The following is a 23,632-nucleotide window of genomic DNA, read 5'->3' as shown; positions in this document are numbered from 1 at the left end:
CGAGGTGCTTACGCCGCGCCGCTCAGGTGCTCGTAGAGAATCACACTGCCGACGATCACCAGGATCAGTCCACCCAGCATTTCGGCGCGCTTGCCGATCAGATTGCCCAGCGCGCGGCCCAGCATCACTCCGGCAGTGACCATGCTGAAGGTGCACAGGCCCACCACCACCGCCACCACGCCGATATGCACGTCAAGAAACGCCAGGCTGACGCCGACCGCCATCGCATCGATGCTGGTGGCAAAGCCGGTGGTGGCCAAGCCCAGCACGCCATGCCGTTTTGGCGTGTCGGAGGCTGCGTCTTCGGCCTCTTCCGGCCCGTTGCGCAGGCCGGCCACGATCATGTGCGTGCCCAATGCGCCCAGCAGCACGAAGGCGATCCAGTGATCGTAGGCAGACACATAACTGGATGCGGCACGGCCCAGCAGCCAGCCGATCACCGGAGTGATGGCTTCGATGCAGCCGAAGATCAGGCCGGCGCGTAGCGCATCGCGCCACTGCGGTTTGCGCATCGCCGCGCCCTTGCCGATCGCCGCGGCAAACGCATCGGTCGACATCGCAAAACCGATCAACACAATGGAAAAAGGAGACATCGACACTCTCGGGTTGGGCACGGTCACAACGGCATGCGCCCGCGCCAACCGTCGTCGTGCACGCATGCCGCTGGTCTCGCCAAACCGAACTGGTTGCCTGCACCACGGCGCACTGGCCGAGTATGTTGATGCAGGCGCTTTCGATGCACGAAAGCAGGCTACTCCCCAAGGGGCGCGCAGTGTACCAACGCATTGCCGCGTTCGGTGCGTTTGCACTGCACGCGAAGGTCGGTCTGATCTTTATAGCCGTGGCTATCCGGGCGCCATGCGTGCGGCCTGCCCGCTTCTTCGAGCTGCCCAACAAGTGTGTATTTCTTACATCGCAGGCATCGACGTGCGGCGCAGTGGCAGCACGGGCGATGCGGCATCGCGCAGGAGCCGGGCGCCTGGAAACGCGTATGGCAGGCGACGGCGCGCGTGCGCCGGGCGTGCAAGTGGCTAGTGCAGCGCGCTGGAAATCTCGGCGGTTGCCGCACACAGGGCCTGCAACGCCGCTTGCGGGCTCACCAGCGCAGGGCGCCGTTCGATGAAGGGCACCGTGAGCGTGTAGCTGGCGCTGCCGCGTTGCAGGATCGGTGCAGTCAGATCGACCACGCCCACCACTGCCTCGCTGGGCTGCATGGCATAGCCATCGCGGCGCGCCTGCGCGGCGGCGGCCAGGAACTGCGCGCGCTCGAATGGCACGTCGCTGGCTTCGAGCATGTCCAGCCAGCGCGCCTGCACCTCCGGCTGCTGGAAGGCGAACAGCACCAGCCCGGAGCTGGAATGCGTCAACGGGCGACGATGCCCCGGGCGCACCACCAGGCCCAGGTCGCTGGGCACGTCCATTTGCGCGATCACCACGATCTGGTCGCCGGACGGCGCCACCAGGTGGCAGGGCTGGGAGATCGCATCGGACAGCCGCCGCATCACCGGCAACGCGGCCTCGCTGATGCTCTGCACGTGCGGCTGCTGCATGCCGAGCATGAACAGGCGATTGGTCAGCACGTAATCGCCTTCGCCATCGCGCGTGAGGTAGCCGCGCTCTTCCAGCACCTGCAGCATGCGAAAGATCTCCCCGCGCGAGCGCCCGATACCCTGCGAGATCGCGCCCATGCTCATCGGCTGCGCCTGGCGGGCGAGCAATTCCAGGATGTCCAGCCCCTTGTCCAGGGCGGGTGCGCGGTACTTGGCGGGTTCGGTGCTCATCCGTTTGCGGGTCCAGGCAAGGTGCGGCGCGCCAGGGTACAGGCATCGCAGGCACGGCGGCGGTGGATGTCTCTTCGTGCAAATATAAACAAAGATTTTATATTTGCATGGCGCTGGCCTGCGCAGTACGCTCGCCCGATTGCAACGCAAGCGCCACAGCCTTGGGAGGGGAACGGTCGCATGCATCACAGTGACATTGCCGCGTCGCCGCGCGGCAACCTGGCGCGTACCGCCATGGTTCCCCTGTTGTTGATCGTCAGCCTGTTCTTTCTATGGGGCATGGCCAACAACCTCAACGACATCCTGATCAAGCAGTTCAAGAAGGCGTTCGAGCTGACCGACCTGCAGGCCGGGCTGGTGCAGAGCGCGTTCTACATGGGCTATTTCGTGTTCGCGATGCCGGCGGCGATGTTCATGCGCCGCTACAGCTACAAGGCCGCGGTGGTGCTGGGCCTGCTGCTGTACGCCTGCGGTGCGTTCCTGTTCTATCCGGCCGCGCAGGTGCACACCTACTGGCTGTTCCTGCTGGCGCTGTTCGTGATCGCCAGCGGCCTGGCGTTCCTGGAAACCACGGCCAACCCGCTGGTGACCGTCCTTGGTCCGGCCGATGGCGCGGCGCGACGCCTGAATCTTGCGCAGGCGTTCAATCCGCTGGGCTCGATTACCGGCGTGCTGGTCGGCCAGCACTTCATCTTCTCCGGCGTGGAGCACACCCCGGCCGAACTGGCAGCGATGGCGCCGGCCGCGCGCGAGGCGTTCTTCGCCACCGAATCGGCGGCCGTGCAGATGCCCTACCTGATCATCGGTGCGGTGGTGGTGCTGTGGGCGATCCTGATCGCGCTGGTGCGTTTTCCCAGCGGCGCGCCGGAGGCAGACACCGGCGTTGCGCCCAGGCGCGCACGCTTCAGCGAACTGCTGCGTAACCGCTTGTTCGTGTTTGCGGTGGTGGCGCAGTTCTTTTACGTGGGCGCGCAGGTCGGCATCTGGAGTTATCTGATCCGCTATCTGCAGGACGCAGTGCCTGGCACGCCGGAAAAAACCGCTGCGACCTATCTGACCATCTCGCTGGTGCTGTTCATGGCCGGCCGCTTCATCGGCACTGCGCTGTTGCGTTACCTGGCGCCTGCGAAGCTGTTGGCAAGTTTTGCCGTGATCAATCTGGTCTTGTGCGCGGTGGCCATCGCGCTACCCGGCTGGACCGGGCTGTACGCGCTGGTGGCGGCCAGCGTGTTCATGTCGGTGATGTTCCCGACCATTTTTGCGCTGGGCCTGGACGGCATGCACGACGATGCCCGCAAGCTGGGCTCGTCCATGCTGGTGATGTCCATCATCGGCGGTGCCTTGCTTACGGCGGTGATGGGCGCGGTATCGGATATGGCCGGCATCCACTGGGCGATGGTGGTGCCGGGTGCGTGCTTTGCGGTGATTTTGTCGTTCGCGTTGCGCGCACGTCGCGCGGCGCCCGTCGTTGCAGGAGCCTGAGCATGCCGCGCCTTTGTTATGTGCTGGATCTACACGACGATGCAGCGCTGATCGCCGAGTACGAGCGCTGGCATCAGCCCACCGAGGTGTGGCCGGAGGTAGTGGTCTCGCTGCAGCAGGCCGGCATCCTGGAATTGGAGATCTTTCGCAGCGGCGACCGGCTGGTGATGCTGATGGAGGTCAGCGAGGACTACGACCCGGCCGCCAAAGCCGCGCGCGATGCCGCCGACCCGCGCATCCAGGCGTGGGAGCAGTTGATGTGGCGGTTTCAAAAACCGCTGCCCGGCAGTGCCCCAGGCGAGAAATGGCGGCAGGCCGGGCGGATCTTCGCGCTGGGCGAGGCGATCCACGCGCAGCGCTAGGAGCGCCCTCATCCGCCCTGCGGGCACCTTCTCCCGCAGGCGGGAGAAGGGCATGCTCCGCGTTGATCCAGGCGTGGGGAGTTTAGGCAGCCAGCCGTTGGCTGTTCTGCATGGCCGAAAGCTCAGGCCGAGATGTGTCAATCCGAATTGCCGAGCGGTCCCGGACCGCTTCCTTCTCCCGTGCGCGGGAGAAGGTGCCCGAAGGGCGGATGAGGGAACGCGGGCTCAGGTCTTCGCGCTAGCCGCCAGATCCTCCACCCAGAACCGTCCACCCGGATAGCTGAACTCCGCGATCGAGGCGGCGTGCATTTCTGCGGAGAAACCAGCCGCTTCCGGGGCCAGATAGCGGCCGTGGCGGATGCGCACCGGGTCCAGGAAATGTTGGTGCAGGTGGTCGACGAATTCGATGGCGCGGTCTTCCATCTTGCCGGTGATGGCCACGAAATCGGCCATGGCCAGATGCTGCACCAACTCGCACAGACCGACACCGCCGGCATGCGGGAACACGCGCACGTTGAACTTGGCGGCCAGCAGCAGGATGGCGAGGTTCTCGTTGACCCCGCCCACGCGCGCGGCATCTATCTGGATCAGGTCCACCGCGCCGGCCTGCAACAGTTGCTTGAACACCACGCGGTTCTGCGTGTGCTCGCCCGTGGAGACCGGCACCGGCGCGATGCCCTGGCGGATGGCGGCATGGCCGAGCACGTCGTCCGGGCTGGTGGGTTCTTCGATCCAGGCAATGTCGAATTCGGCCAGCTGGCGCATCCAGTCGATCGCAGGGCCCACGTCCCAGCGCTGATTGGCATCGACCGCCATGGCGATATCCGGGCCGATCGCTTCGCGCGCCAGGCGGCAGCGACGGATGTCGTCGCGCACGTTGGCGCCAACCTTGAGCTTGATGGTGCGGAAGCCGTCGGCCACCGCTTCCTTGGCCAGCCGCACCAGCTTCTCGTCCGAGTAGCCGAGCCAGCCGGGCGAGGTGGTGTAGGCGGGGTAGCCTTGCTCAATCAGCCGCGCGATGCGCTGCGCGCGCTGCGGCTGCGCAGCGCGCAGGATGGCCAGCGCTTCGTCGCGGGTGAGCGCGTCGGTGAGGTAGCGGAAGTCGATGGTGTCGACCAACTGCTCGGGCGTGAGTTCGGCGATGAAGCGCCACAGCGGCTTTTTCGCCGCGCGTGCGGCCAGGTCCCAGGCGGCGTTGATCACCGCGCCGATGGCCATGTGCATCACGCCCTTTTCCGGGCCCAGCCAGCGCAGCTGCGAGTCGTTGGTGAGCCGGCGCGCGAATGCGCCCAGATCGGCGATGACCTCGTCGACCGACAGGCCGATCACATGCTCGGCCAGGGCCGCCACCGCGGCGGTCTGCACGTCGTTGCCGCGGCCGATGGTGAACACCAGGCCGTAACCGGCCAGGTCGTCGGCTGCATCGGTGCGCAGCACCACATAGGCGGCCGAGTAATCCGGATCCGGGTTCATCGCGTCCGACCCATCGAGCTCGCGCGAGGTGGGGAAGCGGACGTCATGGGTTTCGAGGGCGATGATGGTGCGCATGAAAATCCTGGGCGGTGAAGGGTGGAAGAAGAACGGACCGACAAGAACGGAAACAGAGAATTGCTTTAGCCCCTCTCCCACCGGGAGAGGGGTTGGGGTGAGGGTACGAACGCTTAGCGCCAGGGATGTTGAGGCGCTGCAGTGACTCATGCCTTTGCAACGCAGCCCAATGAATCGATCGCACAACCAGCTGTGTATTGCCATCGAAGCGCTACACCGTTTTTGAAATGCAACGCGGCGGCAAACTCCGCAAGAGCAACGTGCTTGTGATGCGTCAGCATGAGCGTCTACATGTCAGACCAAACAACAGACGGCATGACATCGAATTGCGCGACTCCGTGGCTACGTACCCTCACCCCAACCCCCGCTCCGCGCCCCGGCCCGCGCCAGCAACGCGGGCGCTTCAAGGCACGCGCGCCAATGGCGCGCAAGCTGTGCCTTGGCGCCCCGATGGGAGAGGGGCTTTGCGTTGTCGTGCGATTCGAGTTGCGTGAGTCCTTCGGCTTTCGCGCAAGAAAAATTCTTAGGGGTGGTACGCAATGTAGTGCAGTGCTACCTCAATCCTTCTAGAGAACCTCAAGCCGCATCGCGCGGGTGCGCCACCACCGGCTGGCGCTGACGACCCAGGCCTTCGATCTCCAGCTCCATCACATCGCCGGGCTTGAGGTAGACCGGCGGCTTCTGGCCCAGGCCCACGCCCGGCGGCGTGCCGGTGCTGATCACATCGCCCGGCATCAGCGTCATGTAGCGGCTGATGTGGCTGACCAGTTCGGCCACGCCGAACACCATCGTGCGCGTGCTGCCGTTCTGGTAGCGGTGGCCGTTGACCTCCAGCCACATCGACAGGTTCTGCGGGTCGGCGATTTCGTCGCGGGTGACCAGCCACGGGCCGATCGGGCCGAAGGTGTCCGCGCTCTTGCCCTTGACCCACTGGCCGCCATGTTCGAGCTGGAACTCGCGCTCGGACAGGTCGTTGATCACTGCGTAGCCAGCCACATGATTCAGCGCTTGCTCCACCGATACATCGCGCGCCACGTCGCCGATCACCACGCCCAGCTCCACTTCCCAGTCGCTCTTCACCGAGCCACGCGGGATGATCACCGTGTCATTGGGGCCGCACACCGCCGTGGTGGCTTTCATGAAAAGAATCGGCATCTTGGGCACTTCCATGCCCGATTCGGCGGCGTGGTCGGCATAGTTCAAGCCGACGCAGATGAACTTGCCGATGCGGCCCACCGCTGCGCCGTAACGCACCTCACCTTCGATCAACGGCAGCGTGGCCACATCCAGTGCGCGCAGTTTTTCCAGGCCGGCGTTGGTGATGTGCTCGCCGGCCACGTCGTCGATCAAACCGCTGAGGTCGCGGATGCGGCCTTCGCTGTCGATCAGGCCAGGGCGTTCGTGGCTTTCGGCGCCAATGCGTACGAGTTTCATGCGGTCTTCCTTTGCAGATGAGAAGGGGAGCGGCTAGCAAACCTAGCGCGCATGCATCGGGTGGGTAAGGACGGTGTGCGCATCCCGACGCAGACACATGCGACAGATCGCGTCACGCGATCGCTGCGCCTGCGTGTGTGGTGGGCGGCCGCATGCGTCGTTGCCGTGCTCAGTTGGACCAGCCGCCATCGATGATGTGGGTCTGGCCGGTGGTGAACGACGATTCGTCCGAAGCCAGGTACACCACCAGCTGCGCAATCTCGCGTGGGTCGCCCAGGCGGCCCATCGGTTGGCGGTCGGTGAAGCTCTTCCACACCGCCTGTTCGTCGCCGCCCAGGGCCTTGACGCGTTCGCCCAGCGACGGCGTCTTGATGGTGCCCGGGCAGATCGCGTTGCAACGCACGCCCTGCGCCACGTAGTCGGCCGCGATCGCCTTGCTCAGGCCGATCACTGCGGCCTTGGTCACGCCGTACACGAAGCGGTTCGGCACGCCCTTGATGCTGGAAGCCACCGAGGACATGTTGATGATGCTGCCGCGGCCGCGTTCGAGCATGCCCGGCAACACCGCCTTGCAGGTGTAGTACATCGCATCGACATTGATCGAGAACGAGCGGCGCCATGCCGGCTCGTCGCAGTCGAGAATGCTGCCCTGATGTACGAAGCCGGCGCAGTTGAACAGCACGTCGAACGGGCCGTGTGCGGCGATCAATGCGTTGATCGCGGCGGCGTCGGTGACGTCGAGCAGCTGGGTGGTGATGGCATCGGATTCGGCGGCCAGCGCCTGCAAGGCCGCGGCGTCGATGTCGGTGGCAATCACCTGTGCACCGGCGCGTGCACAGGCCAGCGCGCTTTCGCGCCCGATGCCGGCGCCGGCGGCGGTGATCAGGCAGCGCTTGCCCTGCAGGCGGGTGTTGGGTGTGGTGGAGATCGAGACAGTCATACCGATGAGGTTCCGTGGGTGGGGGCCGCCGGCCGTGGCAGACGATAGAACGTGCGTGCGTTGTCGCCGAAGATGGCTGCCGCGTGCTCGGCGGCATGCCGGGTGACGAGTTGCTGGGCGAGCGCGAACCAGTGCGCGTAGTCGGCGCGCAGGGTCAGCACCGGCCAGTCGCTGCCCCATAGCAGCCGCTGCGCGCCGAAGCGGGCGAACAGGTGCGCCACATACGGCTCCAGCGCGTCCACGCCCGCGCCGCGCGCGGCTTCGGTGAGCAGGCCGGAGAGTTTGCAATGCACAGTGGGATGCTGCGCCAGGGCCGCCATGCCGGCGGCCCAGGCAACGAACTCGCCGGCCGCAATCTGCGGCTTGCCGCCGTGATCGACCACCACGCGCAAGCCCGGATGGCGCTTCAAGCGCGCCTGCAGTGCCGGCACGTGCACGGCACGAATCAGCGCATCGAAGGCCAGATCGTGCGCCAGCAGTGCATCGAAGGCGGCATCCAGGGCGGGACTGGCCAGCCAGTGCACGTCGGTGATGTCCTGCACCATCGGGCGCAGGCCCTTAAGTACGCCGCCGCCGGCATGCACAAGTGCGCCGATGCGTGCAGCGGCATCGGGCGCAGCGAAGTCCACCCAACCCACCACGCCGGCAATGCGCGCATCGTCGCGGGCCAGCTCGAACAGGTAACAGGTCTCGGCTTCGGTGGCGGCCGCCTGCACCACCACCACCTGACCGACATTGGCCGCGTCCAGCGCAGCGTTGACGTCACCCGGGCCGAAGTCGCGGTACAGCGGTGCCAGCTCGGGCGTCAGCCAGTGGTAATCGCCACGGGCCAGGTGCCAGAAATGCAGGTGCGCGTCGACCCGGCTCATGGCGTGGGCAACTCTGCTGCGAGCAGGCCCTCATCGCGCAGGCGTTGCCACAGTGCCGATGGCACCGGAGCCGCAAGCCGCGTGGCAGCCGATCGCACTTCGGCCACGGTGCGCATGCCGGCCACCACCGTGGTCACCGCCGGGTGCGCCAGCGGGAACTGCAAGGCGGCCGCGCCGATATCCACCCCGAACGCCGCACAGGCCGCGTACAGCCGCTGCGCATGCTGCAGCGTGGCGGTATCGACCGGGGCGTAGTTGTAGGTGGCGCCGGGGCCGCGTGCGTCGCTGAGCAGGCCGGAGCTGTACGGGCCGGCCGACAGGATCGCCACATCGCGTTGCTGCGCCTGCTGCAGCAACGCGCGCGCGCCGTGCTGTTCCAGCAGGGTGTAGCGGCCGGCCAGCATCACGCAATCGAGCGGAAAACGCGGCAACACCTCCAGTGCTACGTCCTGCTCGTTGACGCCCAGCCCGATCGCCCCGCAGGCACCGGCCGCCTTGAGCTCCGCCATCGCCGGCAAGGCCTCCTCCAAGGCCTGGCGCAGCACGTTGGCGTGGTTGTCGCCGTGGGTCAGCGCGCCGATGTCGTGCAGCAGCAGCACGTCGATGTAGTCGGTGCCCAGGCGCTGCAGGCTGGAGTCGAACGCCCGGCGTACGCCGTCGGCGCTGTAGTCGAACTCGGCACGCCGCCCGGCCACCGCAAAACCGTCGCGCCCGGCAACGGCGTGGGCGTCGTCGTAGACGCAACGGCCGACCTTGGTCGACAGCGTGTAGTCCGCGCGCGGCACACCGGCCAGGCCACGACCCAGACGCGCTTCGCTCAGCCCGTAGCCGTAGTAGGGCGCGGTATCGAAATGGCGAATGCCGGCCTCGAACGCGCCTGCGACCGCTGCCAGTGCGTCTGCTTCGTCCACTTCCGTGTACAGGTTGCCGATCGGGGCGGCACCGAAGCCCAGTGCAGAAAGCTGCACGTCCGTGCCGCCCAGACGCTGCCGCGCCACGCCGCTCATGCGCGCCGCTCCGCGAGCAGGGCGCAGGTGCGGGGGCTTGAAGAATCCGTCGAGCAGAAGCTGAGCATTGCAACGTCCACCATCCGGCAGGTGCCGGACTGTTCGCATATGAATATGGCAATCATCAATGAACAGATCACGCTGCAGTGCAGCATTGCGGTGCCCGGGTCTGCACACCGTCGTGAGGCCGGCGGCGCTATGTCGGATTTCGCAACTGGCATGACCAGTTCCTATAACGCCCGGCCTGCGGTTGCGGCATGAAGGCCGGTGCGGCTAGATACCTGCCTTCTTCGACGAAGCTGACGCATGGCAGACACGACACGGCGGGACTTGTTCAAGGGACTGGCTGCCGGCGCACTGGTCGCACCGCTGGCGGCCGCGGCCCAGGCGTCGACGCCACAGTGCGCAGGTACGCCGCCGTGGGCGCGCGGTGTAGAGGGGCAGCGCAAGGCGGATCTGGGCAACGGCACCTATCTCAATCCCATCGTGGCCGGCGATCACCCCGACCCCACCATCCTCAAGGATGGCGACGACTACTACATGACGTTTTCGTCGTTCTTTTCCTACCCGGGCATCGTGCTGTGGCATTCCACCGATCTGGTCAACTGGACCCCGATCGGCCCGGCGTTGCATCAGGGGCTGGGCACGATCTGGGCGCTGGACCTGTGCAAGCACAACGGTCGCTACTACATCTACATCCCGGCCAATCCGGACGACACCGGCTGGTCGATCTTCGTGATCTGGGCCGACGACATCCGCGGGCGGTGGAGCGCACCGATCGACCTGAAGATCGCCGGCTGCATCGATCCCGGTCACGTGGTCGGCGAAGACGGCAAGCGCTATCTGTTCGTCAACGGCATCCGCAAGGTACGCCTGCGCGATGACGGCCTGGCCACCGACGGACAGCTGGAACCGGCCTACGCGCCGTGGCGCTATCCCGACCACTGGGTAGTGGAGAATTTCGCGCCCGAAGGCCCCAAGCTGACCTGGCACGATGGGTGGCTGTACCTGGTCACCGCCGTTGGCGGCACTGCCGGGCCGGTGACCGGGCACATGGTCATTGCCGCGCGTTCGCGCTCGGTGCACGGGCCGTGGGAGCACTGCCCGCGCAACCCGCTGGTGCGCACCCAATCGGACCAGGAGCCGTGGTGGTCGCGTGGGCATGCCACGCTGGTGGAAGGGCCGCGCGGCGACTGGTGGATGGTCTATCACGGCTACGAAAACGGCTTTCGCACGCTGGGGCGGCAGACCTTGCTGGAGCCGATCGAGTGGACGGCCGACGGCTGGTTTCGCGCCACTGGCGGCGATCTGTCCAAACCATTACGCACACCGGCACGCGTGCCTGCCGCCGGCATGGCGCCGGCGACGGGGTTGGCGTTGTCCGACGATTTTTCCAGCGACAGGTTCGGCACCCAATGGAGCCTGCATGCGCCCAAGCCCGGCGAACAGGCGCGGGTGCGGCGCGCGAACAAGGCGCTGACGCTGGCCTGTGCGGGCAGCTCGCCGATCGACAGCACGCCACTGACCTGCGGCGTGCCCGATCGCGCCTACATGGCAGAGGTGACGCTGGAACTGGTCGGCAATGCCGAAGGCGGCATTGTGTTGTTCTATAACCACAAGGCCTTCGTCGGCATCGGCTTCACCGCCGACAGCATGAAGACCTACGAATATTCCGAAGAACTGGTCTGGGCGCGCGCACCCAACACGCATCGGCGCATTCGCGTGCGGCTGACCAACGATCACCAGGTCGTAGGGTTCGAGTATTCGGTCGATGAGGGCCGGCAATGGACGCGCCACCCCACCCGCATGGAAGTCTCCGGATTCCATCACAACGTGTTCGGCGGTTTTCTCAGCCTGCAGCTTGGCGTGTATGCCGCGCAGCAAGGCGAGGTGGTATTGCGCGATTTCCGCTATCGCGCGCTGAGCTGAGCGCGCATCATGCCACCCAGCGTGACAGTCAAACGGCGAGGCCCGGGGGGACCTCGCCGTCAGGCGTAACAGCAACCATCGAGGCCTTGCGCACAGCGTCAGCGGGATGCGGACGGCGCGAAGAATCGACATGGATACGCGGTACATGCCGATTCCGTACGCCGGCCTGCTCCATCTGGCAGCCACGCAGTCGCTCTATCGATCGCAGTTAACCGCAGCAGTAGCAGACGTTGCCCTGGCCCAGGTCGCCGCCGAATTCCGGACACTCGGCTTTGCAGGCCCATGCACTACACGATTCGACTTTCGGCTGTGCGTTATCGACCGCCATCACCTGGAAGGCACCGAAGCCAGTGCTGGCCAGAAAGGTCGCTGCCATCAACGCACTACGCAAGCTTACCCAACGCTTCTTCATGCATTACTCCTTCACCGTTGCAAAAGCCGCTGGCGCGTCCGTGCGGCGCAAGGCGGCAACGAGGTCCTGCACCCGCTCCGTGGTATCGAAAACGCCAAGATGCGAATGACGCACGCGCCCCTCCCCATCGATGGCCATCAGCAGCGGCACGTTACGTGCGCGGAACAGCATCAACGCGCGACGATCGGTCAACGTGACCACCGGAAAATCGAAACCGTGCACATGTGCGTAGCGCGCAGCCTGCGCGGCATCGCAATGGCACACGCCCAGCAGCTGCGGCCGGCCGGGCAGGTTGGCCTGCAGCTGCCGCGCTGCCCGCAGCACGGTCGGTGCCGAGCGCTGGCAGTACGGGCAGGTGGTGGTGAAAAAGAACAGCACCTGCGCCGGCCCATGCGGCGCACCGAGCAGATGCCGTCGGCCATCGCCATCGGTCGCTTCGATACGCGGCACGTACATGCCGTCATACGGCGTGCTGATGCGCGTCTGCAGCCAGTGTTGCTGCACGCGTAGCTGCCGGTTCTGCCACGCCAGCACGGCAATCAATGCACAGGCCACCAGCAGGCCCATCCAGAGCCAGGGGAAACGTCGCGCCATGCCAGCTCCAAAGCGTCCTTGGTGCTCGAGCCTTGCCCAGGCATCAGCTCATGGTCAATGGTGATATCGACAACTGCGATGTCGCACGGTCTGCGGTTGTGGATGCGATCACGCCCCCGCGCTTGGGCTTGTCACTGACGCGTGGTGTCGCGATTGGCATTTGCGCAATCAGCGCGCCATGGAAGCGTGCCTGCGGCATTGGCGTGGCACGCGTAGGGAAGGCCGGATGACGGTGCGAGCGCACTGGCGCGTTCAAATCACCCAGCACGCTAAGCGGGCCCCACAGCAACGCCGCCACCAAGGCGAGCGAGCGCATGCGGACGGTCGAGGTGCGTCGCCTCGCGTGCAGGCTGATCCGTAGGCCAGGCCAACGCCACCAGCAAGCACGACAGCACCACAAACACATCAGACCCTGCGCCATTGCCGCACGCGTCGCGCGACGCGCTGCCCACCATTCGGTCGAGCCCGCGCGTGGCATGCTGTGCGGCCCGGCGCGCGGGTACGCCGGCCTTTCAAGGATCACCTCATGCGCGCAATGGCGTTTTCCGTCTGGCTATGTGTGCTGGCACTGTGTGCCTGCAGTGCTGCACAGGCCAATGACAGCAGTTTCGGCGACGACAATGGCACCATCCGCCTGCTGCATCAGCCCGACATCAGTATGGACCGCGAAGCGCTATTGCTCAGCGAAGAACGCGTGCAAGTGGACTATGTGTTCACCAACACCAGCGAGCGCGACCTGAGCGTGCCAGTGGCCTTCCCGATGCCGCCGATGTACTTTGGCATGGCCGACCATAATGCGCTGAGCGATTTCAAGCTCTGGGCCGACGGCAAACCGGTTGCCACCACGCGCAAGCTGGTAGTGCTGCTGGATGACGGTAGTGACATCTCCACCGCGTTCGCCGCCACCGGCTGGACCCAGGATGATGTTGCCGCGTTCACCGAATCGGCCACGCCCCCGAAGGGGCGCAAGCCGCTGCCCGCGCGCTGGGTCGATGGCGATGGGCAACCGCGTTTCACGCTCAACGCCTACTTCGTCTGGCAGCGGAAATTTCCTGCCAAGGCAAGCGTGCAGATCCGCCACACCTATACACCCAGCCTGTCTACCGGCGTCCCGCAGCCCAGCAGCTATTTGCTGAAGGCGTATGCAAAAGACACCTGCATCGAACCGGCGACCAAGGTCAGCATGCAGCGTCGTAAGGGCAAGTACGGGTTGGGATGGACCAACCTGCGCTACGTGCTCACGACCGGCAAGAACTGGAACGGCCCGATCAAGGACTTCCAGCTGACCATCCGCAAGCAGGCGGCCAGCGACATCCTGAGCCTGTGTTTCGACGGCGAACTGAAAAAGATCGACCCGCTGACCTTCCAGTTCAAGCAGGCCAACTTCGTGCCGATGCGCGATTTGAACGTGTTGTTCGTGCGCGCACCGGAATAAACCGGACAAGCAGCAGGGCAGCCGGGCGCGACGAAGCGTCTTGCAACGCTCACCACGATCGTATGCGCCAACGCGCATCGGTTGTCTTCTGCAAATGAAGCGTTGCCGAGAACACGCATCGTGCTCAGGTGCGCTCCTACGTTGGTGCCACGCTGCGTTGCATGGCACGTCCGTCGATTGCCCACCACCGATGACGGCCGAGGTGGCGGGAGCACGGGCACGAGCGCACCCGGACGCGACCAAGCGTTACCGATCAATCCCAACGCACGCAGTCCTACACCTGCGCGCGTCAGTCTTCTTCCGGCGGCGGCAGCACGATGCCGTCGGCATCGATGGCGAGCTTGCCGGCCATCAGCACTGCCTGGGTGCGATTGGTGACGCCGAGCTTGCGCAGGATCGCGGTGACATGGGCCTTGATGGTGGCTTCGGATACGCCCAGGTCGTAGGCGATCTGTTTGTTGAGGCGCCCCGCGCCCAGCATCTGCAACACGCGAAATTGCTGTGGCGTGAGATCGCGCAGACGCTGGCCAACCTCGCGTTCCTCGCTGTCGGTCGGCGGCAGGTTTTGCGCTTCGGCCGGGATCCAGCGCTCGCCATCGAGCACGGTGGCCAGCGCCCGCCCGATGGTGTCCGAATCGGCGGATTTGGGAATGAAGCCGAACGCGCCGTGGTCGATCGCGCGTCGCATCAGGGTGGGCTCTTCGCGTGCGGAGACCACCACCACCGGCAATTGCGGGTGCAGCGAGCGCATGTGCACCAACGCGCTGAATCCCTGCGCGCCGGGCATGTTGAGATCCATCAACAGCAAATCGGCGTCCGGCTGCGCGTCGGCCAGCGTGTACAGCGCATCCACGTTATCGGCTTCGAACAGTTCGACCCCCGGCATCACGCGCTGCACCGCCCCGCGCAAGGCTTCACGGAACAGGGGATGGTCGTCGGCGATGAGCAGGGTGGTCATTGGGGAGCCGGGATTGGGATTGGGGATTCGTAAAAGCAGGGATGTTGGGATTCGTAACTGCCCGCACGCATTACTGTTCGACAATGCAGATCCGGAGATGAAAATGGAAAGAGATTGGAAAGCCGCTTCTGCGAATCCCCAATCCCGAATCCCGAATCCCGGCCCTTCGGCGCGTCAGCGCGCCAGGCGCTCGTTGACCAGCGAATCCACTACCGACGGATCTGCCAGCGTGGAGGTGTCGCCGAGCTGGTCGGGCGCGTTCTCGGCGATCTTGCGCAGGATGCGGCGCATGATCTTGCCCGAGCGGGTTTTGGGCAGGCCGGGCGCCCACTGCAGGTGATCGGGCGAGGCGATCGGGCCGATCTCCTTGCGCACCCAGCTGACCAATTCCTTGTGCAGGTCTTCGCTCGGGCTCTGCCCGGCGATCAGGGTGACGTAGGCATAGATGCCCTGGCCCTTGACGTCATGCGGGAAGCCCACCACGGCCGCTTCGGCGACCTTGGGGTGCGAAACCAGCGCGCTTTCCACTTCGGCGGTGCCGATGCGGTGCCCGGAAACATTGATCACATCGTCCACGCGGCCGGTGATCCAGTAGTAGCCGTCGGCATCGCGACGGCAGCCGTCGCCGGTGAAGTAGCTGCCCGGATAGGTGCGGAAGTAGGTGTCGATGAAACGCTGGTGGTCGCCGTACACGCTACGCATCTGGCCCGGCCAGGAATCGAGCAGCACCAGATTGCCTTCGGTGGCGCCTTCCAGAATCTTGCCTTCGGCATCGACCAGCGCCGGCTGCACGCCGAAGAACGGCAAGGTGGCCGAGCCCGGTTTGAGATCGACCGCGCCGGCCAGCGGCGAAATCAGGATGCCGCCGGTTTCGGTCTGCCACCACGTATCCACGATCGGGCAACGGCTGTCACCGACCACCTCGTAATACCAGCGCCAGGCTTCCGGATTGATCGGCTCGCCAACGCTGCCAAGCAGGCGCAGGCTCTTGCGCGAGGTCTTTTTGACCGGTTCCGCACCGTCGCGCATCAGCGCGCGAATCGCGGTGGGTGCGGTGTAGAAAATGGTGACCTGATGCTTGTCGATCACTTCCCAGAAGCGCGACACGTTCGGGTAATTGGGCACGCCTTCGAACATCACCGCGGTGGCGCCATTGGCGAGCGGGCCATAGACGATGTAGCTGTGGCCGGTGACCCAGCCCACGTCGGCGGTGCACCAGTAGATGTCGTCCTCGCGCAGGTCGAACACCACTTCATGCGTGTAGCTGGCAAACAACAGATAGCCGGCGGTGGTGTGCAACACGCCCTTGGGTTTGCCGGTGGAGCCGGAGGTGTAGAGGATGAAGAGCGGGTCTTCGGCGTTCATGCGCTCGGGTGTGCACTCGGCCGGCTGGCCGTCGACCACATCGTGGAACCAGCGATCGCGCGGTGCCTGCATCTCCACTGCGCCACCGGTATGGCGCACCACCAGCACGGTTTCCACCGTATCGGTGCCGGGAATCTTCAGCGCTGCATCGACATTTGCCTTGAGCGGAATCTTCTTGCCGCCGCGCAGGCCTTCATCGGCGGTGATGATCAGCTTGCTCTGGCAATCGATCACGCGGTCGGCGATCGAGTTGGCGGCAAAGCCGCCGAACACCACCGAATGCACCGCACCGATACGCGCGCAGGCGAGCATGGCCACAGCGGCGTCGACGATCATCGGCAGATAGATGGTGACCCGGTCGCCCTTCTTGACGCCCAGGTTGCGCAGCGCATTGCCCAGCTTGCAGACGCGCTCGTACAACTCGCGGTAGGTGACCGGGTAGGAGGCCGCATCCGGGCTGTCGGGTTCGAACAGCAGTGCGGTCTTGTCGCCGCGTGTGGCCAGCTGGCGGTCCAGGCAGTTGACGCTGGCGTTGAGCTCGCCATCGCCGAACCAGCGGATATGGAAGTCGTCCAGCGCGTAGCTGACGTCCTTGATCTGGGTGGGTTGCTTGAACCATTCGAGCCGCTGCGCGGCCTTGCCCCAGAACTGTTCGGGGTGTTCGATCGATTCGCGGTACAGCGCGGCGTACTGCTCGCGCGTCACGCGCGCATCGGCGGCGAACGCGGGATCGACGGGATAAACATCAGCCATGGCACCCTCACTTGCGATGAACTTGTCGGAAGAGGGCGTTGCGGCTGCCCTCGGTAGACAATCAGTGTGCCGCATCCATTCTGTCCCGGCGGTCAACGGCGCCTTAGACCATGGTCGTAACCGGGGTGAGTGCGCAAACGCACATGCCAGGCGTGCTGCGGTGCGACCATCGGTCATCTTGCGCAATGCTGCGTTGCAGCTACGACCAAAGGCGAATAGGCTCCGAAGCGCGGACTGCCTCACGCTCCGCACAGCATCGCCATCAAGCGCGAGGCCTTCATTGGGGAGAGGGTTCCATGAAACACCGTATTGCACCGCTGGTGCGCCATCCGTTGGCGGCCGCCTTGTTCGTGGCCACCATTTTGCCGGGCGCTGCGTTCGCCCAGACGTCCAAGGAAAAGGCACTGGAAGCGCGCATCGCCGAGCTCGAGCGCCAGGTCCAGATGCTGGTGTCTGCGCAGCAACAGCAGCAGGGCCAGATCGCGCAGACGCAGACGCAGGTCACCGAAGTGCGCACCTTGCAGGCGCAGACGCCGCCTGCACCGGCGGTGCCGGCCGGCAAGAAGCCGATCCAGCTGACCAGCATCACGCCGAACGCGTTGCCGGGGACAACGTTCCGTTACGGTGGTTTCATCAAGGCCGACTTCATGACCACCCGCACCAGCGACGGCGCATTGCCTGAGGGTGCGGTGGGGCGTTACCTGTATATCCCGACGCAGACGCCGGTCGGCGGCCAGGCGTCCAGCACCGATACCGACTTCCACGCCAAGTTCTCGCGCTTCAATCTGGGCGTGGACACCGTCACCGAGAACGGCGACAAGCTCACCGCCTTCATCGAACTGGATTTCTTCGGCAACGCGCTGGCCAACCAGGTCAACAATCTGTATGGCGGTACCTTGCGGCACGCCTACATGAGCTGGAACAACTGGCTGGCCGGTCAGACCTGGTCCAACTTCATCGATCCCACCATCCTGCCGGAAGCGGCCGACATCGTCGGGCCGACCGACGGTGCGTTGTTCAGCCGTCAGACCCAGATCCGGTACACCCGCGGCGCTTTCAGCGTGTCGGCCGAAAACCCCGAGACGCTGACCACCCCGTACCAGGGCGGCAACACCATCCTGGCCTCGGACCATGGCGCGATGCCGGACCTGACTGCACGCTACAACTGGAAGGGCACCTGGGGCACCTTCGGTCTGTCGGCCATTGCGCGCCAGTACCGCACCCGCAGCGCGCTGACCAACGACACCGACTTCGGCGGTGCCATCGCCGGCGGCGGCCGCTGGATCATCAACTCCAAGAACGATCTGCGTTACCAGCTCAGCTACGGCGAGGGCCTGGGACGTTATCTGGGCCTGGGCAACGGCTCGGATGTGGAGATCGACATCGACGGCAATATCCAGACCGTCACCACGGTTGCCGGTTGGGTGGCCTGGCGCCATGACTACAACGCCAAGCTGCGCAGCACCCTCATGTACTCGCGCGTGAATTACGACCATTCGCTGGCCAATACCGGTGGGCTTGCCAGCAAGTCCCAGCAAAGCATTCGCGCCAACGTGTTCTATTCGCCGTTGCCGAAGGTGGATGTGGGCGCCGAGCTGATGTACGGCCGTCGCGAAGCCGAAAACGGCGACAGCGGCGACATTTCGCGGCTGCAGTTCACCACCAAGTACAGCTTCTAGCGTTCTGCCACTGGCGGCCTGCTCCACTGCGGTGGAGCGGGCATCGCCGCCTTATGTCTTACCAGCGCTCTACCAGGAGACAGACCATGACCGTCTCGAATGACGCGTTGATCGCCAAGATCGATGCCAATCCGAAGTACCACGCACTCAAGCGTCAGCGCAACACGCTGGGCTGGACGCTCACCATACTGATGTTGCTGGCCTATTACGGCTACATCGGCCTGATTGCCTTCGACAAGGAATTCCTCGCCAAGCCGATCGGTGCCGGCGTGACCTCGATCGGCATCCCGATCGCGATCGGAGTGATGGTGTTCACCATCGTCATCACCGCCATCTACGTGCGTCGCGCCAACAACACCTACGACCAGCTGACCGCGCAGATCCTGGAGGAAGCCCGCAAATGAGCAAGACTTCGCGCCTTCTCCTGATCCTGGCCGGCCTGGTGCCTGCCGGCATCGCGCTGGCCGCCGGCGGCGACCTGGGCCAGGTCGACAAGCAGCCCACCAACTGGGTGGCGATTGCCATGTTCGGCTTCTTCGTGCTGGCCACCCTGTGGATCACCAAATGGGCGGCGGCCAAGACCAAGTCGGCCGCCGACTTCTATACCGCTGGCGGTGGCATCACCGGTTTCCAGAACGGCCTGGCGATCGCTGGCGACTTCATGTCGGCGGCCTCGTTCCTGGGCATCACCGCTGCGGTGATGGCCAACGGCTACGACGGCCTGATCTATGCGATCGGTTTTCTGGTCGGCTGGCCCATCCTGACCTTCCTGATGGCCGAACGCCTGCGCAACCTCGGCAAGTACACCTTCGCCGACGTGGCCGGTTACCGCTTCGCGCCCACAGCGACCCGCAGCTTTGCGGCGTCGGGCACCTTGGTGGTGGTGCTGTTCTATCTGATCGCACAGATGGTCGGTGCCGGTGCGCTGATCAAGTTGCTGTTCGGCCTGGACTACTGGGTGGCGGTGACCCTGGTCGGCGTGCTGATGATGATCTACGTGTTGTTCGGCGGCATGACCGCAACGACCTGGGTGCAGATCATCAAGGCCGTGCTGCTGCTGACCGGCGTGACCTTCATGGCCGTGGCGATCATGTGGCATTTCAACTTCAGCTTCGAGGCGCTGTTTGCCGAAGGCGTGCGGGTGAAAACCGCGGTCGCGGCCAGCGGTGGCGCTTCGCCCGAGGATGCGGCAAAAGCAGGCTTGTCGATCATGGGGCCGGGCGGTTTCGTCAAGGACCCGATTTCGGCGATTTCCTTCGGCATGGCGCTGATGTTCGGTACCGCCGGCCTGCCGCACATCCTGATGCGCTTCTTCACCGTTCCCGATGCCAAGCAGGCACGCAAGTCGGTGCTGTGGGCCACCACCTGGATCGGGTACTTCTACATCCTGATCTTCATCATCGGCTTCGGTGCGATCGCACTGGTGTTGACCAACCCGCAGTTCGCCGATGTCGCCACCGGCACCATCCACGGCGGCAAGGGCGCGGCCAACATGGCGGCGGTGCTGGTCGGCAACGCGGTGGGCGGCAACGTGTTCATGGGCTTCATCTCGGCGGTGGCCTTCGCCACCATCCTGGCGGTGGTGGCCGGCCTGACCCTGTCCGGCGCCTCGGCGGTGTCGCATGACCTGTATGCCACGGTGATCAAGAAGGGCAACCCGGCGCCTGGTTCGGAGCTCAAGGTCTCGCGTGCCACCACCCTGGTGCTGGGCGTGATCGCGGTGCTGCTGGGCATCGTGTTCGAGAAGCAGAACGTTGCCTTCATGGTGTCGCTGGCCTTCGCCATCGCCGCCTCGGCCAACTTCCCGGTGCTGATCCTGTCGTTGCTGTGGAAGAACTGCACCACCCGTGGTGCAGTGACCGGTGGTTTCCTCGGCCTGATCTCCTCGCTGGTGCTGACGATCCTGTCGCCGTCGGTGTGGGTGGACACGCTGGGCAACGCGGCCGGCTCGGCGCCGTTCCCGTACACCTCGCCGGCGCTGTTCTCGATGACGATTGGTTTTGTCGGCATCTGGTTGTTCTCGGTGCTGGATCGCAGCCCGCAGGCAGCCAACGAACGCGCTGCCTTCAAGGCGCAGCAGATCCGTGCCGAAACCGGCCTGGGTGCCAGTGGCGCCTCCGGTCACTGATCGACGGGTTGATGGTTGCTGTGATCGCAGAACGCCGGCCCAGTGCCGGCGTTCTGCGTTTTGGCGATGCCGCCGCTGTTGGGGCGGCCCGGCCAGGAACGTGTGCGAGATGCCCGCGCGGCCCTGGCCCAGGTGGCCGCGTGTTCGCGGTGGTGCGCGCATACTCCGGTGCCACGGCTGAGGTCGGCACGGGTGAGTAGGCCGGCCAGACGCAGGCGGTCGCGCATGTCGCGCTCGTCAAGGCTCAGGCCGGGGAAGGCAGGCGACTGCGGTGGCGACGCGACTGCGGCGGATGACGGCATGGCCGGCGGTCTCATGGGGGTCAGGCCAGCTTATCCACTTCGACCGGGCGGGTTGCTTCACGTCAAGTGATTGAATGACGGCGGCTGTCCGGTGCAGGTGCCCGCCTCGTGCCTTCGCTCACGGGCGGCGGCGGCGCCCGACCGGCAGCGCCCGCGCGTAGGCGCAGGCCGCTCGCCAACGTTCGGCGGCAAGCGCGTCAGTTGCGCTGATCCAGTGCGCCAGCTCGCAGGGTGGCGCCGATGACGCGCACGCCAGGCCGGCACGCGCGCCTTCCCACACACGGCACGGCAGCGCGTGGCGGAATAGCCCGGTTCCGCCACGCCGGGCTCCACCGTCCTGAGGGCGACGCATGGCGCGGTACCATTGGTGGTTTGAACCATGGTCCGCGCCATGAAGATTGCCTCCTGGAACGTCAACTCGCTCAATGTGCGCCTGCCGCACCTGCAACAGTGGCTCGCCGCGTTTGCGCCGGATGTGGTGGGCATCCAGGAAACCAAGCTGGAAGACCACAAGTTTCCCGATGCAGCGCTGGCGGCACTGGGCTACCGCAGCGTGTTCTGCGGGCAGAAAACCTATAACGGCGTGGCGATCCTGTCGCGCTCGCCGGCAGTTGACGTGCAGATGGGCATCCCCGGGCTCGACGATGTGCAGCAGCGCGTCATCGCCGCCACGGTGGATGGCGTGCGCATCATCAATCTGTATGTGGTCAATGGCCAGGACGTGGGCACCGACAAGTACGCCTACAAGTTGCGCTGGCTCGCCGCAGCGCACGACTGGATCGCGCAGGAGCTGCAGCGGTACCCGCAGCTGGTGGTGCTGGGCGACTTCAACATCGCCCCGGACGCGCGCGACGTGCACGATGCAACGGTGTGGAACGAGCACCACATCCTCACCTCGACCGACGAGCGCGCCGCGTTGGACAAACTGCTGGCGCTGGGCTTGCACGACGCATTCCGGTTGCACAACCAGGACGCCGAGCACTTTAGTTGGTGGGATTACCGCCAGGCCGGTTTCCGCCGCAATCTGGGCTTGCGTATCGACCTGACCCTGGTCTCGGACGCGTTGCGCACGCGCGCGGTGGAATCGGGCATCGACCGCGAACCGCGGACCTGGGAGCGGCCCAGTGACCATGCGCCGGCGTGGGTGCGGCTGGCGGAGGTCGGCGCATGAGCGAGCGGCATCTGCGTCGTAGCACGCACAAGGTGGGCGATGTCACGCTGGGGCCGGTGCATCGCCTGAGTTGCCACTGCGGTGCAGTGCAAATCGATCTGGATCTGCCGCATGGCCTGCTCGATCCACGCCGCTGCGATTGCTCGATGTGCCGCCGGCGCGGCGCCATCGTCGCGTCGGTCACCCTCGATGGCCTGCATGTAGTGCAGGGCGAGGAAGTGCTGCAGCTGTATCAATTCAACACGCAGACCGCAGCGCATTATTTCTGCGGCGTGTGCGGCATCTACACCCATCACCGGCGCCGCTCCAATCCCAATGAATACGGCTATAACGTCGGCTGCCTGGAAGGCGTCAATCCGTATGCGTTGAACATCGCCGTGCCGGTGGAAGACGGCGTGCACCACCCGGCCGATCGCATTGCCGCGAAAGGCTGAAACGACAACGCCCGGGCAGGCCCGGGCGTTGCGCGACGCGAGAGCTGTGTGAGGCGCTGCGTTAGCGCAGGCGGCCGCGGGTCACCAGATTGACGATGGCCAGCAAGATCACCGCACCCACCAGCGACCACACGAAGGTCCACAGCGTAATGGCCTGGTTGATGCCGCCACCAAACAGGAAACCGGCGATCAGTGCGCCCACGATGCCCACCACCACATTGAGGATGATGCCCTGCTGCGCGTCGCGGCGCATGATGATGCTGGCCAGCCAACCCACGATGCCGCCGACGATCAACCAGATGATGATGCCCATGTTGCTGATCTCCATGTTCTCGTGCACCGGAAGTGGTGCATGGGCGCCATTCAACGCAGCTGCGCGTGAAGCAGCTGTCGAGCGCGATGAACGATGTGGCCGAATGTTCGGCTTGGTGCACGGCGCGTGACAGCGCATGCGAGCTGGCAGGTTGGCCCGGTGCAGCTGTGGCTACGCCCGCACCGCCCCGGCGAGCGTGGCGAGCCGCAGGCGCGTCAGTTGCTCGGCCCGGCCTTGGGCATCGACCCGGCAGTGGTGCCATTGCAGCGCGATGCACGCGGGCGTCCCTCGTTGCAGCCGGCGCTGCCCGACCGCGATACCGGTTGGAGCCACAGCGGCGACTATCTGCTGGTAGGGCTGGGCCAGGGCGTGCGACTGGGCGTGGATCTGGAGCGCATTCGTGCGCGCCCGCGTGTGCTGGAGATCGCGCAACGCTTCTTTCATCGCGATGAAATCGCCTTGCTCGCTGCGCTGGCGCCGGACGCACAACACGCGTTGTTCTTCCGGCTGTGGTGCGCCAAGGAAGCCTTGCTCAAGGCCCATGGGCATGGCCTGTCGTTCGGCTTGCACCGGCTTGCGTATGCGCCCGTGCCCGACGGCGCACTGCGCCTGCAGTGGTGCGATCCGGAACTTGGCCAGGCCGAACACTGGCAGCTGCACGAATGGTGGGCCACTCCAGAGTGCCGCGCCGCATTGGCGTTCCATCCGTTGGCGGGCGCGTAATCCGTCCGCCGCG

At 65.4% G+C, this 23,632-nt stretch carries 23 protein-coding genes, 1 pseudogene and 1 riboswitch; of the genes and pseudogenes, 10 read left to right on the top strand and 14 right to left on the bottom strand.

Annotation, left to right across the window (positions count from 1 at the left end; translation table 11 throughout):
• Positions 1–8: 8 nt before the first annotated feature.
• Positions 9–593, bottom strand: coding sequence for a manganese efflux pump MntP (locus LN450_RS02980; protein WP_031424890.1), 585 nt, complete (start codon positions 591–593; stop codon positions 9–11).
• A 12-nt stretch (positions 594–605) separates the two neighbouring features.
• Positions 606–766, bottom strand: a riboswitch (yybP-ykoY riboswitch).
• A gap of 265 nt (positions 767–1,031) precedes the next feature.
• Positions 1,032–1,781, bottom strand: a complete 750-nt coding sequence (locus tag LN450_RS02975; RefSeq protein WP_008571729.1) for an IclR family transcriptional regulator — start codon at positions 1,779–1,781, stop codon at positions 1,032–1,034.
• A gap of 180 nt (positions 1,782–1,961) precedes the next feature.
• Between LN450_RS02975 and fucP the strand changes: the two genes are divergently transcribed.
• Positions 1,962–3,263, top strand: coding sequence for an L-fucose:H+ symporter permease (gene fucP / locus LN450_RS02970; protein WP_011349050.1), 1,302 nt, complete (start codon positions 1,962–1,964; stop codon positions 3,261–3,263).
• Positions 3,264–3,265: 2 nt separating this feature from the next.
• On the top strand, positions 3,266–3,625 hold the full coding sequence (locus tag LN450_RS02965; protein ID WP_011349049.1) for an L-fucose mutarotase: 360 nt from the start codon (positions 3,266–3,268) through the stop codon (positions 3,623–3,625).
• A 225-nt stretch (positions 3,626–3,850) separates the two neighbouring features.
• On the opposite strand, the gene LN450_RS02960 is transcribed toward LN450_RS02965, so the two are convergent.
• From LN450_RS02960 to LN450_RS02935, 6 genes and pseudogenes are all read right to left on the bottom strand, one after another.
• Positions 3,851–5,173, bottom strand: coding sequence for an L-fuconate dehydratase (locus tag LN450_RS02960; RefSeq protein ID WP_011349048.1), 1,323 nt, complete (start codon positions 5,171–5,173; stop codon positions 3,851–3,853).
• A gap of 576 nt (positions 5,174–5,749) precedes the next feature.
• The gene (locus tag LN450_RS02955; protein ID WP_011349046.1) at positions 5,750–6,607 is read right to left on the bottom strand and encodes a fumarylacetoacetate hydrolase family protein; all 858 of its coding nucleotides are present in this window, start codon (positions 6,605–6,607) and stop codon (positions 5,750–5,752) included.
• Positions 6,608–6,776: 169 nt separating this feature from the next.
• The gene (locus LN450_RS02950) at positions 6,777–7,547 is read right to left on the bottom strand and encodes an SDR family oxidoreductase (protein ID WP_008576004.1); all 771 of its coding nucleotides are present in this window, start codon (positions 7,545–7,547) and stop codon (positions 6,777–6,779) included.
• Positions 7,544–8,416 (bottom strand): amidohydrolase family protein, encoded by an 873-nt coding sequence (locus tag LN450_RS02945; RefSeq protein WP_008576002.1) that lies wholly within the window; start codon positions 8,414–8,416, stop codon positions 7,544–7,546. Before LN450_RS02945 ends, LN450_RS02950 begins: the two co-directional genes overlap by 4 nt.
• Positions 8,413–9,423, bottom strand: coding sequence for an aldo/keto reductase (locus tag LN450_RS02940; RefSeq protein ID WP_011349045.1), 1,011 nt, complete (start codon positions 9,421–9,423; stop codon positions 8,413–8,415). The genes LN450_RS02945 and LN450_RS02940 overlap by 4 nt, the downstream gene beginning before the upstream one ends.
• Positions 9,420–9,657: pseudogene (locus LN450_RS02935) on the bottom strand (hypothetical protein). The gene LN450_RS02940 and the pseudogene LN450_RS02935 overlap by 4 nt, the downstream one beginning before the upstream one ends.
• A gap of 72 nt (positions 9,658–9,729) precedes the next feature.
• Here LN450_RS02935 and LN450_RS02930 point away from each other — a divergent pair.
• Entirely contained in the window at positions 9,730–11,352 is a 1,623-nt protein-coding gene (locus LN450_RS02930; protein ID WP_011349044.1) for a family 43 glycosylhydrolase, read from the top strand.
• 208 nt (positions 11,353–11,560) lie between these two features.
• Here LN450_RS02930 and LN450_RS02925 read toward each other — a convergent pair whose 3' ends face one another.
• Entirely contained in the window at positions 11,561–11,764 is a 204-nt protein-coding gene (locus LN450_RS02925) for a hypothetical protein (RefSeq protein WP_005922076.1), read from the bottom strand.
• Between the two features lie 3 nt (positions 11,765–11,767).
• On the bottom strand, positions 11,768–12,331 hold the full coding sequence (locus LN450_RS02920; protein ID WP_008575992.1) for a peroxiredoxin family protein: 564 nt from the start codon (positions 12,329–12,331) through the stop codon (positions 11,768–11,770).
• 553 nt (positions 12,332–12,884) lie between these two features.
• Here LN450_RS02920 and LN450_RS02915 point away from each other — a divergent pair.
• Positions 12,885–13,793 carry a DUF4424 domain-containing protein gene (locus LN450_RS02915; protein ID WP_011349041.1) on the top strand — a complete coding sequence of 303 codons (909 nt, stop codon included), beginning with the start codon at positions 12,885–12,887 and terminating at the stop codon, positions 13,791–13,793.
• A gap of 289 nt (positions 13,794–14,082) precedes the next feature.
• Here LN450_RS02915 and LN450_RS02910 read toward each other — a convergent pair whose 3' ends face one another.
• The gene (locus tag LN450_RS02910) at positions 14,083–14,751 is read right to left on the bottom strand and encodes a response regulator transcription factor (protein WP_011349040.1); all 669 of its coding nucleotides are present in this window, start codon (positions 14,749–14,751) and stop codon (positions 14,083–14,085) included.
• A gap of 174 nt (positions 14,752–14,925) precedes the next feature.
• A complete protein-coding gene (gene acs, locus LN450_RS02905) occupies positions 14,926–16,869 on the bottom strand; it encodes an acetate--CoA ligase (RefSeq protein ID WP_008575986.1) in 1,944 nt (647 codons plus the stop codon).
• Between the two features lie 296 nt (positions 16,870–17,165).
• Here acs and LN450_RS02900 point away from each other — a divergent pair, with 296 nt between their 5' ends.
• The 3 genes from LN450_RS02900 to LN450_RS02890 all read left to right on the top strand — a co-directional run bounded on the left by LN450_RS02900 (position 17,166) and on the right by LN450_RS02890 (position 20,676).
• Positions 17,166–18,548 (top strand): DcaP family trimeric outer membrane transporter, encoded by a 1,383-nt coding sequence (locus LN450_RS02900; protein WP_008575984.1) that lies wholly within the window; start codon positions 17,166–17,168, stop codon positions 18,546–18,548.
• 86 nt (positions 18,549–18,634) lie between these two features.
• Positions 18,635–18,952: a DUF485 domain-containing protein gene (locus LN450_RS02895; RefSeq protein WP_008575982.1), complete on the top strand. Its 318-nt coding sequence runs from the start codon at positions 18,635–18,637 to the stop codon at positions 18,950–18,952.
• Positions 18,949–20,676, top strand: coding sequence for a cation acetate symporter (locus LN450_RS02890; RefSeq protein WP_228892601.1), 1,728 nt, complete (start codon positions 18,949–18,951; stop codon positions 20,674–20,676). Before LN450_RS02895 ends, LN450_RS02890 begins: the two co-directional genes overlap by 4 nt.
• Here the strand turns inward: LN450_RS02890 and LN450_RS02885 are convergent.
• A complete protein-coding gene (locus LN450_RS02885) occupies positions 20,670–20,978 on the bottom strand; it encodes a hypothetical protein (protein WP_074038688.1) in 309 nt (102 codons plus the stop codon). The genes LN450_RS02890 and LN450_RS02885 overlap by 7 nt on opposite strands.
• Before the next feature lie 391 nt (positions 20,979–21,369).
• Here LN450_RS02885 and xth point away from each other — a divergent pair, with 391 nt between their 5' ends.
• Entirely contained in the window at positions 21,370–22,149 is a 780-nt protein-coding gene (gene xth, locus LN450_RS02880) for an exodeoxyribonuclease III (protein ID WP_008575976.1), read from the top strand.
• Positions 22,146–22,583: a GFA family protein gene (locus LN450_RS02875; RefSeq protein WP_008575974.1), complete on the top strand. Its 438-nt coding sequence runs from the start codon at positions 22,146–22,148 to the stop codon at positions 22,581–22,583. The genes xth and LN450_RS02875 overlap by 4 nt, the downstream gene beginning before the upstream one ends.
• Before the next feature lie 61 nt (positions 22,584–22,644).
• Here the strand turns inward: LN450_RS02875 and LN450_RS02870 are convergent, their stop codons facing one another.
• On the bottom strand, positions 22,645–22,896 hold the full coding sequence (locus LN450_RS02870; protein ID WP_005914591.1) for a GlsB/YeaQ/YmgE family stress response membrane protein: 252 nt from the start codon (positions 22,894–22,896) through the stop codon (positions 22,645–22,647).
• A 126-nt stretch (positions 22,897–23,022) separates the two neighbouring features.
• Here LN450_RS02870 and LN450_RS02865 point away from each other — a divergent pair, with 126 nt between their 5' ends.
• Positions 23,023–23,619, top strand: coding sequence for a 4'-phosphopantetheinyl transferase family protein (locus LN450_RS02865; protein WP_029820730.1), 597 nt, complete (start codon positions 23,023–23,025; stop codon positions 23,617–23,619).
• Positions 23,620–23,632: the final 13 nt, after the last annotated feature.

Source organism: Xanthomonas euvesicatoria pv. euvesicatoria (assembly GCF_020880415.1).
In the GTDB taxonomy this organism is placed as follows: Bacteria; Pseudomonadota; Gammaproteobacteria; order Xanthomonadales; family Xanthomonadaceae; genus Xanthomonas; species Xanthomonas euvesicatoria.
Note: the sequence above shows the minus strand (reverse complement) of the source record. Positions and strands in the feature narration are given on the sequence as shown.

Excerpts from the sequence above, each read along its gene's own strand:
- acs (WP_008575986.1), bottom strand. The coding sequence starts at position 16,869 with ATGGCTGATGTTTATCCCGTCGATCCCGCGTTCGCCGCCGATGCGCGC.
- LN450_RS02955 (WP_011349046.1), bottom strand. The coding sequence starts at position 6,607 with ATGAAACTCGTACGCATTGGCGCCGAAAGCCACGAACGCCCTGGCCTG.
- LN450_RS02930 (WP_011349044.1), top strand. The coding sequence starts at position 9,730 with ATGGCAGACACGACACGGCGGGACTTGTTCAAGGGACTGGCTGCCGGC.
- LN450_RS02895 (WP_008575982.1), top strand. The coding sequence starts at position 18,635 with ATGACCGTCTCGAATGACGCGTTGATCGCCAAGATCGATGCCAATCCG.
- LN450_RS02890 (WP_228892601.1), top strand. The coding sequence starts at position 18,949 with ATGAGCAAGACTTCGCGCCTTCTCCTGATCCTGGCCGGCCTGGTGCCT.
- fucP (WP_011349050.1), top strand. The coding sequence starts at position 1,962 with ATGCATCACAGTGACATTGCCGCGTCGCCGCGCGGCAACCTGGCGCGT.
- LN450_RS02870 (WP_005914591.1), bottom strand. The coding sequence starts at position 22,896 with ATGGGCATCATCATCTGGTTGATCGTCGGCGGCATCGTGGGTTGGCTG.
- LN450_RS02945 (WP_008576002.1), bottom strand. The coding sequence starts at position 8,416 with ATGAGCCGGGTCGACGCGCACCTGCATTTCTGGCACCTGGCCCGTGGC.
- LN450_RS02925 (WP_005922076.1), bottom strand. The coding sequence starts at position 11,764 with ATGAAGAAGCGTTGGGTAAGCTTGCGTAGTGCGTTGATGGCAGCGACC.
- LN450_RS02940 (WP_011349045.1), bottom strand. The coding sequence starts at position 9,423 with ATGAGCGGCGTGGCGCGGCAGCGTCTGGGCGGCACGGACGTGCAGCTT.
- LN450_RS02875 (WP_008575974.1), top strand. The coding sequence starts at position 22,146 with ATGAGCGAGCGGCATCTGCGTCGTAGCACGCACAAGGTGGGCGATGTC.
- LN450_RS02960 (WP_011349048.1), bottom strand. The coding sequence starts at position 5,173 with ATGCGCACCATCATCGCCCTCGAAACCCATGACGTCCGCTTCCCCACC.
- LN450_RS02920 (WP_008575992.1), bottom strand. The coding sequence starts at position 12,331 with ATGGGCCTGCTGGTGGCCTGTGCATTGATTGCCGTGCTGGCGTGGCAG.
- LN450_RS02910 (WP_011349040.1), bottom strand. The coding sequence starts at position 14,751 with ATGACCACCCTGCTCATCGCCGACGACCATCCCCTGTTCCGTGAAGCC.
- LN450_RS02950 (WP_008576004.1), bottom strand. The coding sequence starts at position 7,547 with ATGACTGTCTCGATCTCCACCACACCCAACACCCGCCTGCAGGGCAAG.
- LN450_RS02965 (WP_011349049.1), top strand. The coding sequence starts at position 3,266 with ATGCCGCGCCTTTGTTATGTGCTGGATCTACACGACGATGCAGCGCTG.
- LN450_RS02980 (WP_031424890.1), bottom strand. The coding sequence starts at position 593 with ATGTCTCCTTTTTCCATTGTGTTGATCGGTTTTGCGATGTCGACCGAT.
- LN450_RS02915 (WP_011349041.1), top strand. The coding sequence starts at position 12,885 with ATGCGCGCAATGGCGTTTTCCGTCTGGCTATGTGTGCTGGCACTGTGT.
- xth (WP_008575976.1), top strand. The coding sequence starts at position 21,370 with ATGAAGATTGCCTCCTGGAACGTCAACTCGCTCAATGTGCGCCTGCCG.
- LN450_RS02885 (WP_074038688.1), bottom strand. The coding sequence starts at position 20,978 with ATGCCGTCATCCGCCGCAGTCGCGTCGCCACCGCAGTCGCCTGCCTTC.
- LN450_RS02975 (WP_008571729.1), bottom strand. The coding sequence starts at position 1,781 with ATGAGCACCGAACCCGCCAAGTACCGCGCACCCGCCCTGGACAAGGGG.
- LN450_RS02900 (WP_008575984.1), top strand. The coding sequence starts at position 17,166 with ATGAAACACCGTATTGCACCGCTGGTGCGCCATCCGTTGGCGGCCGCC.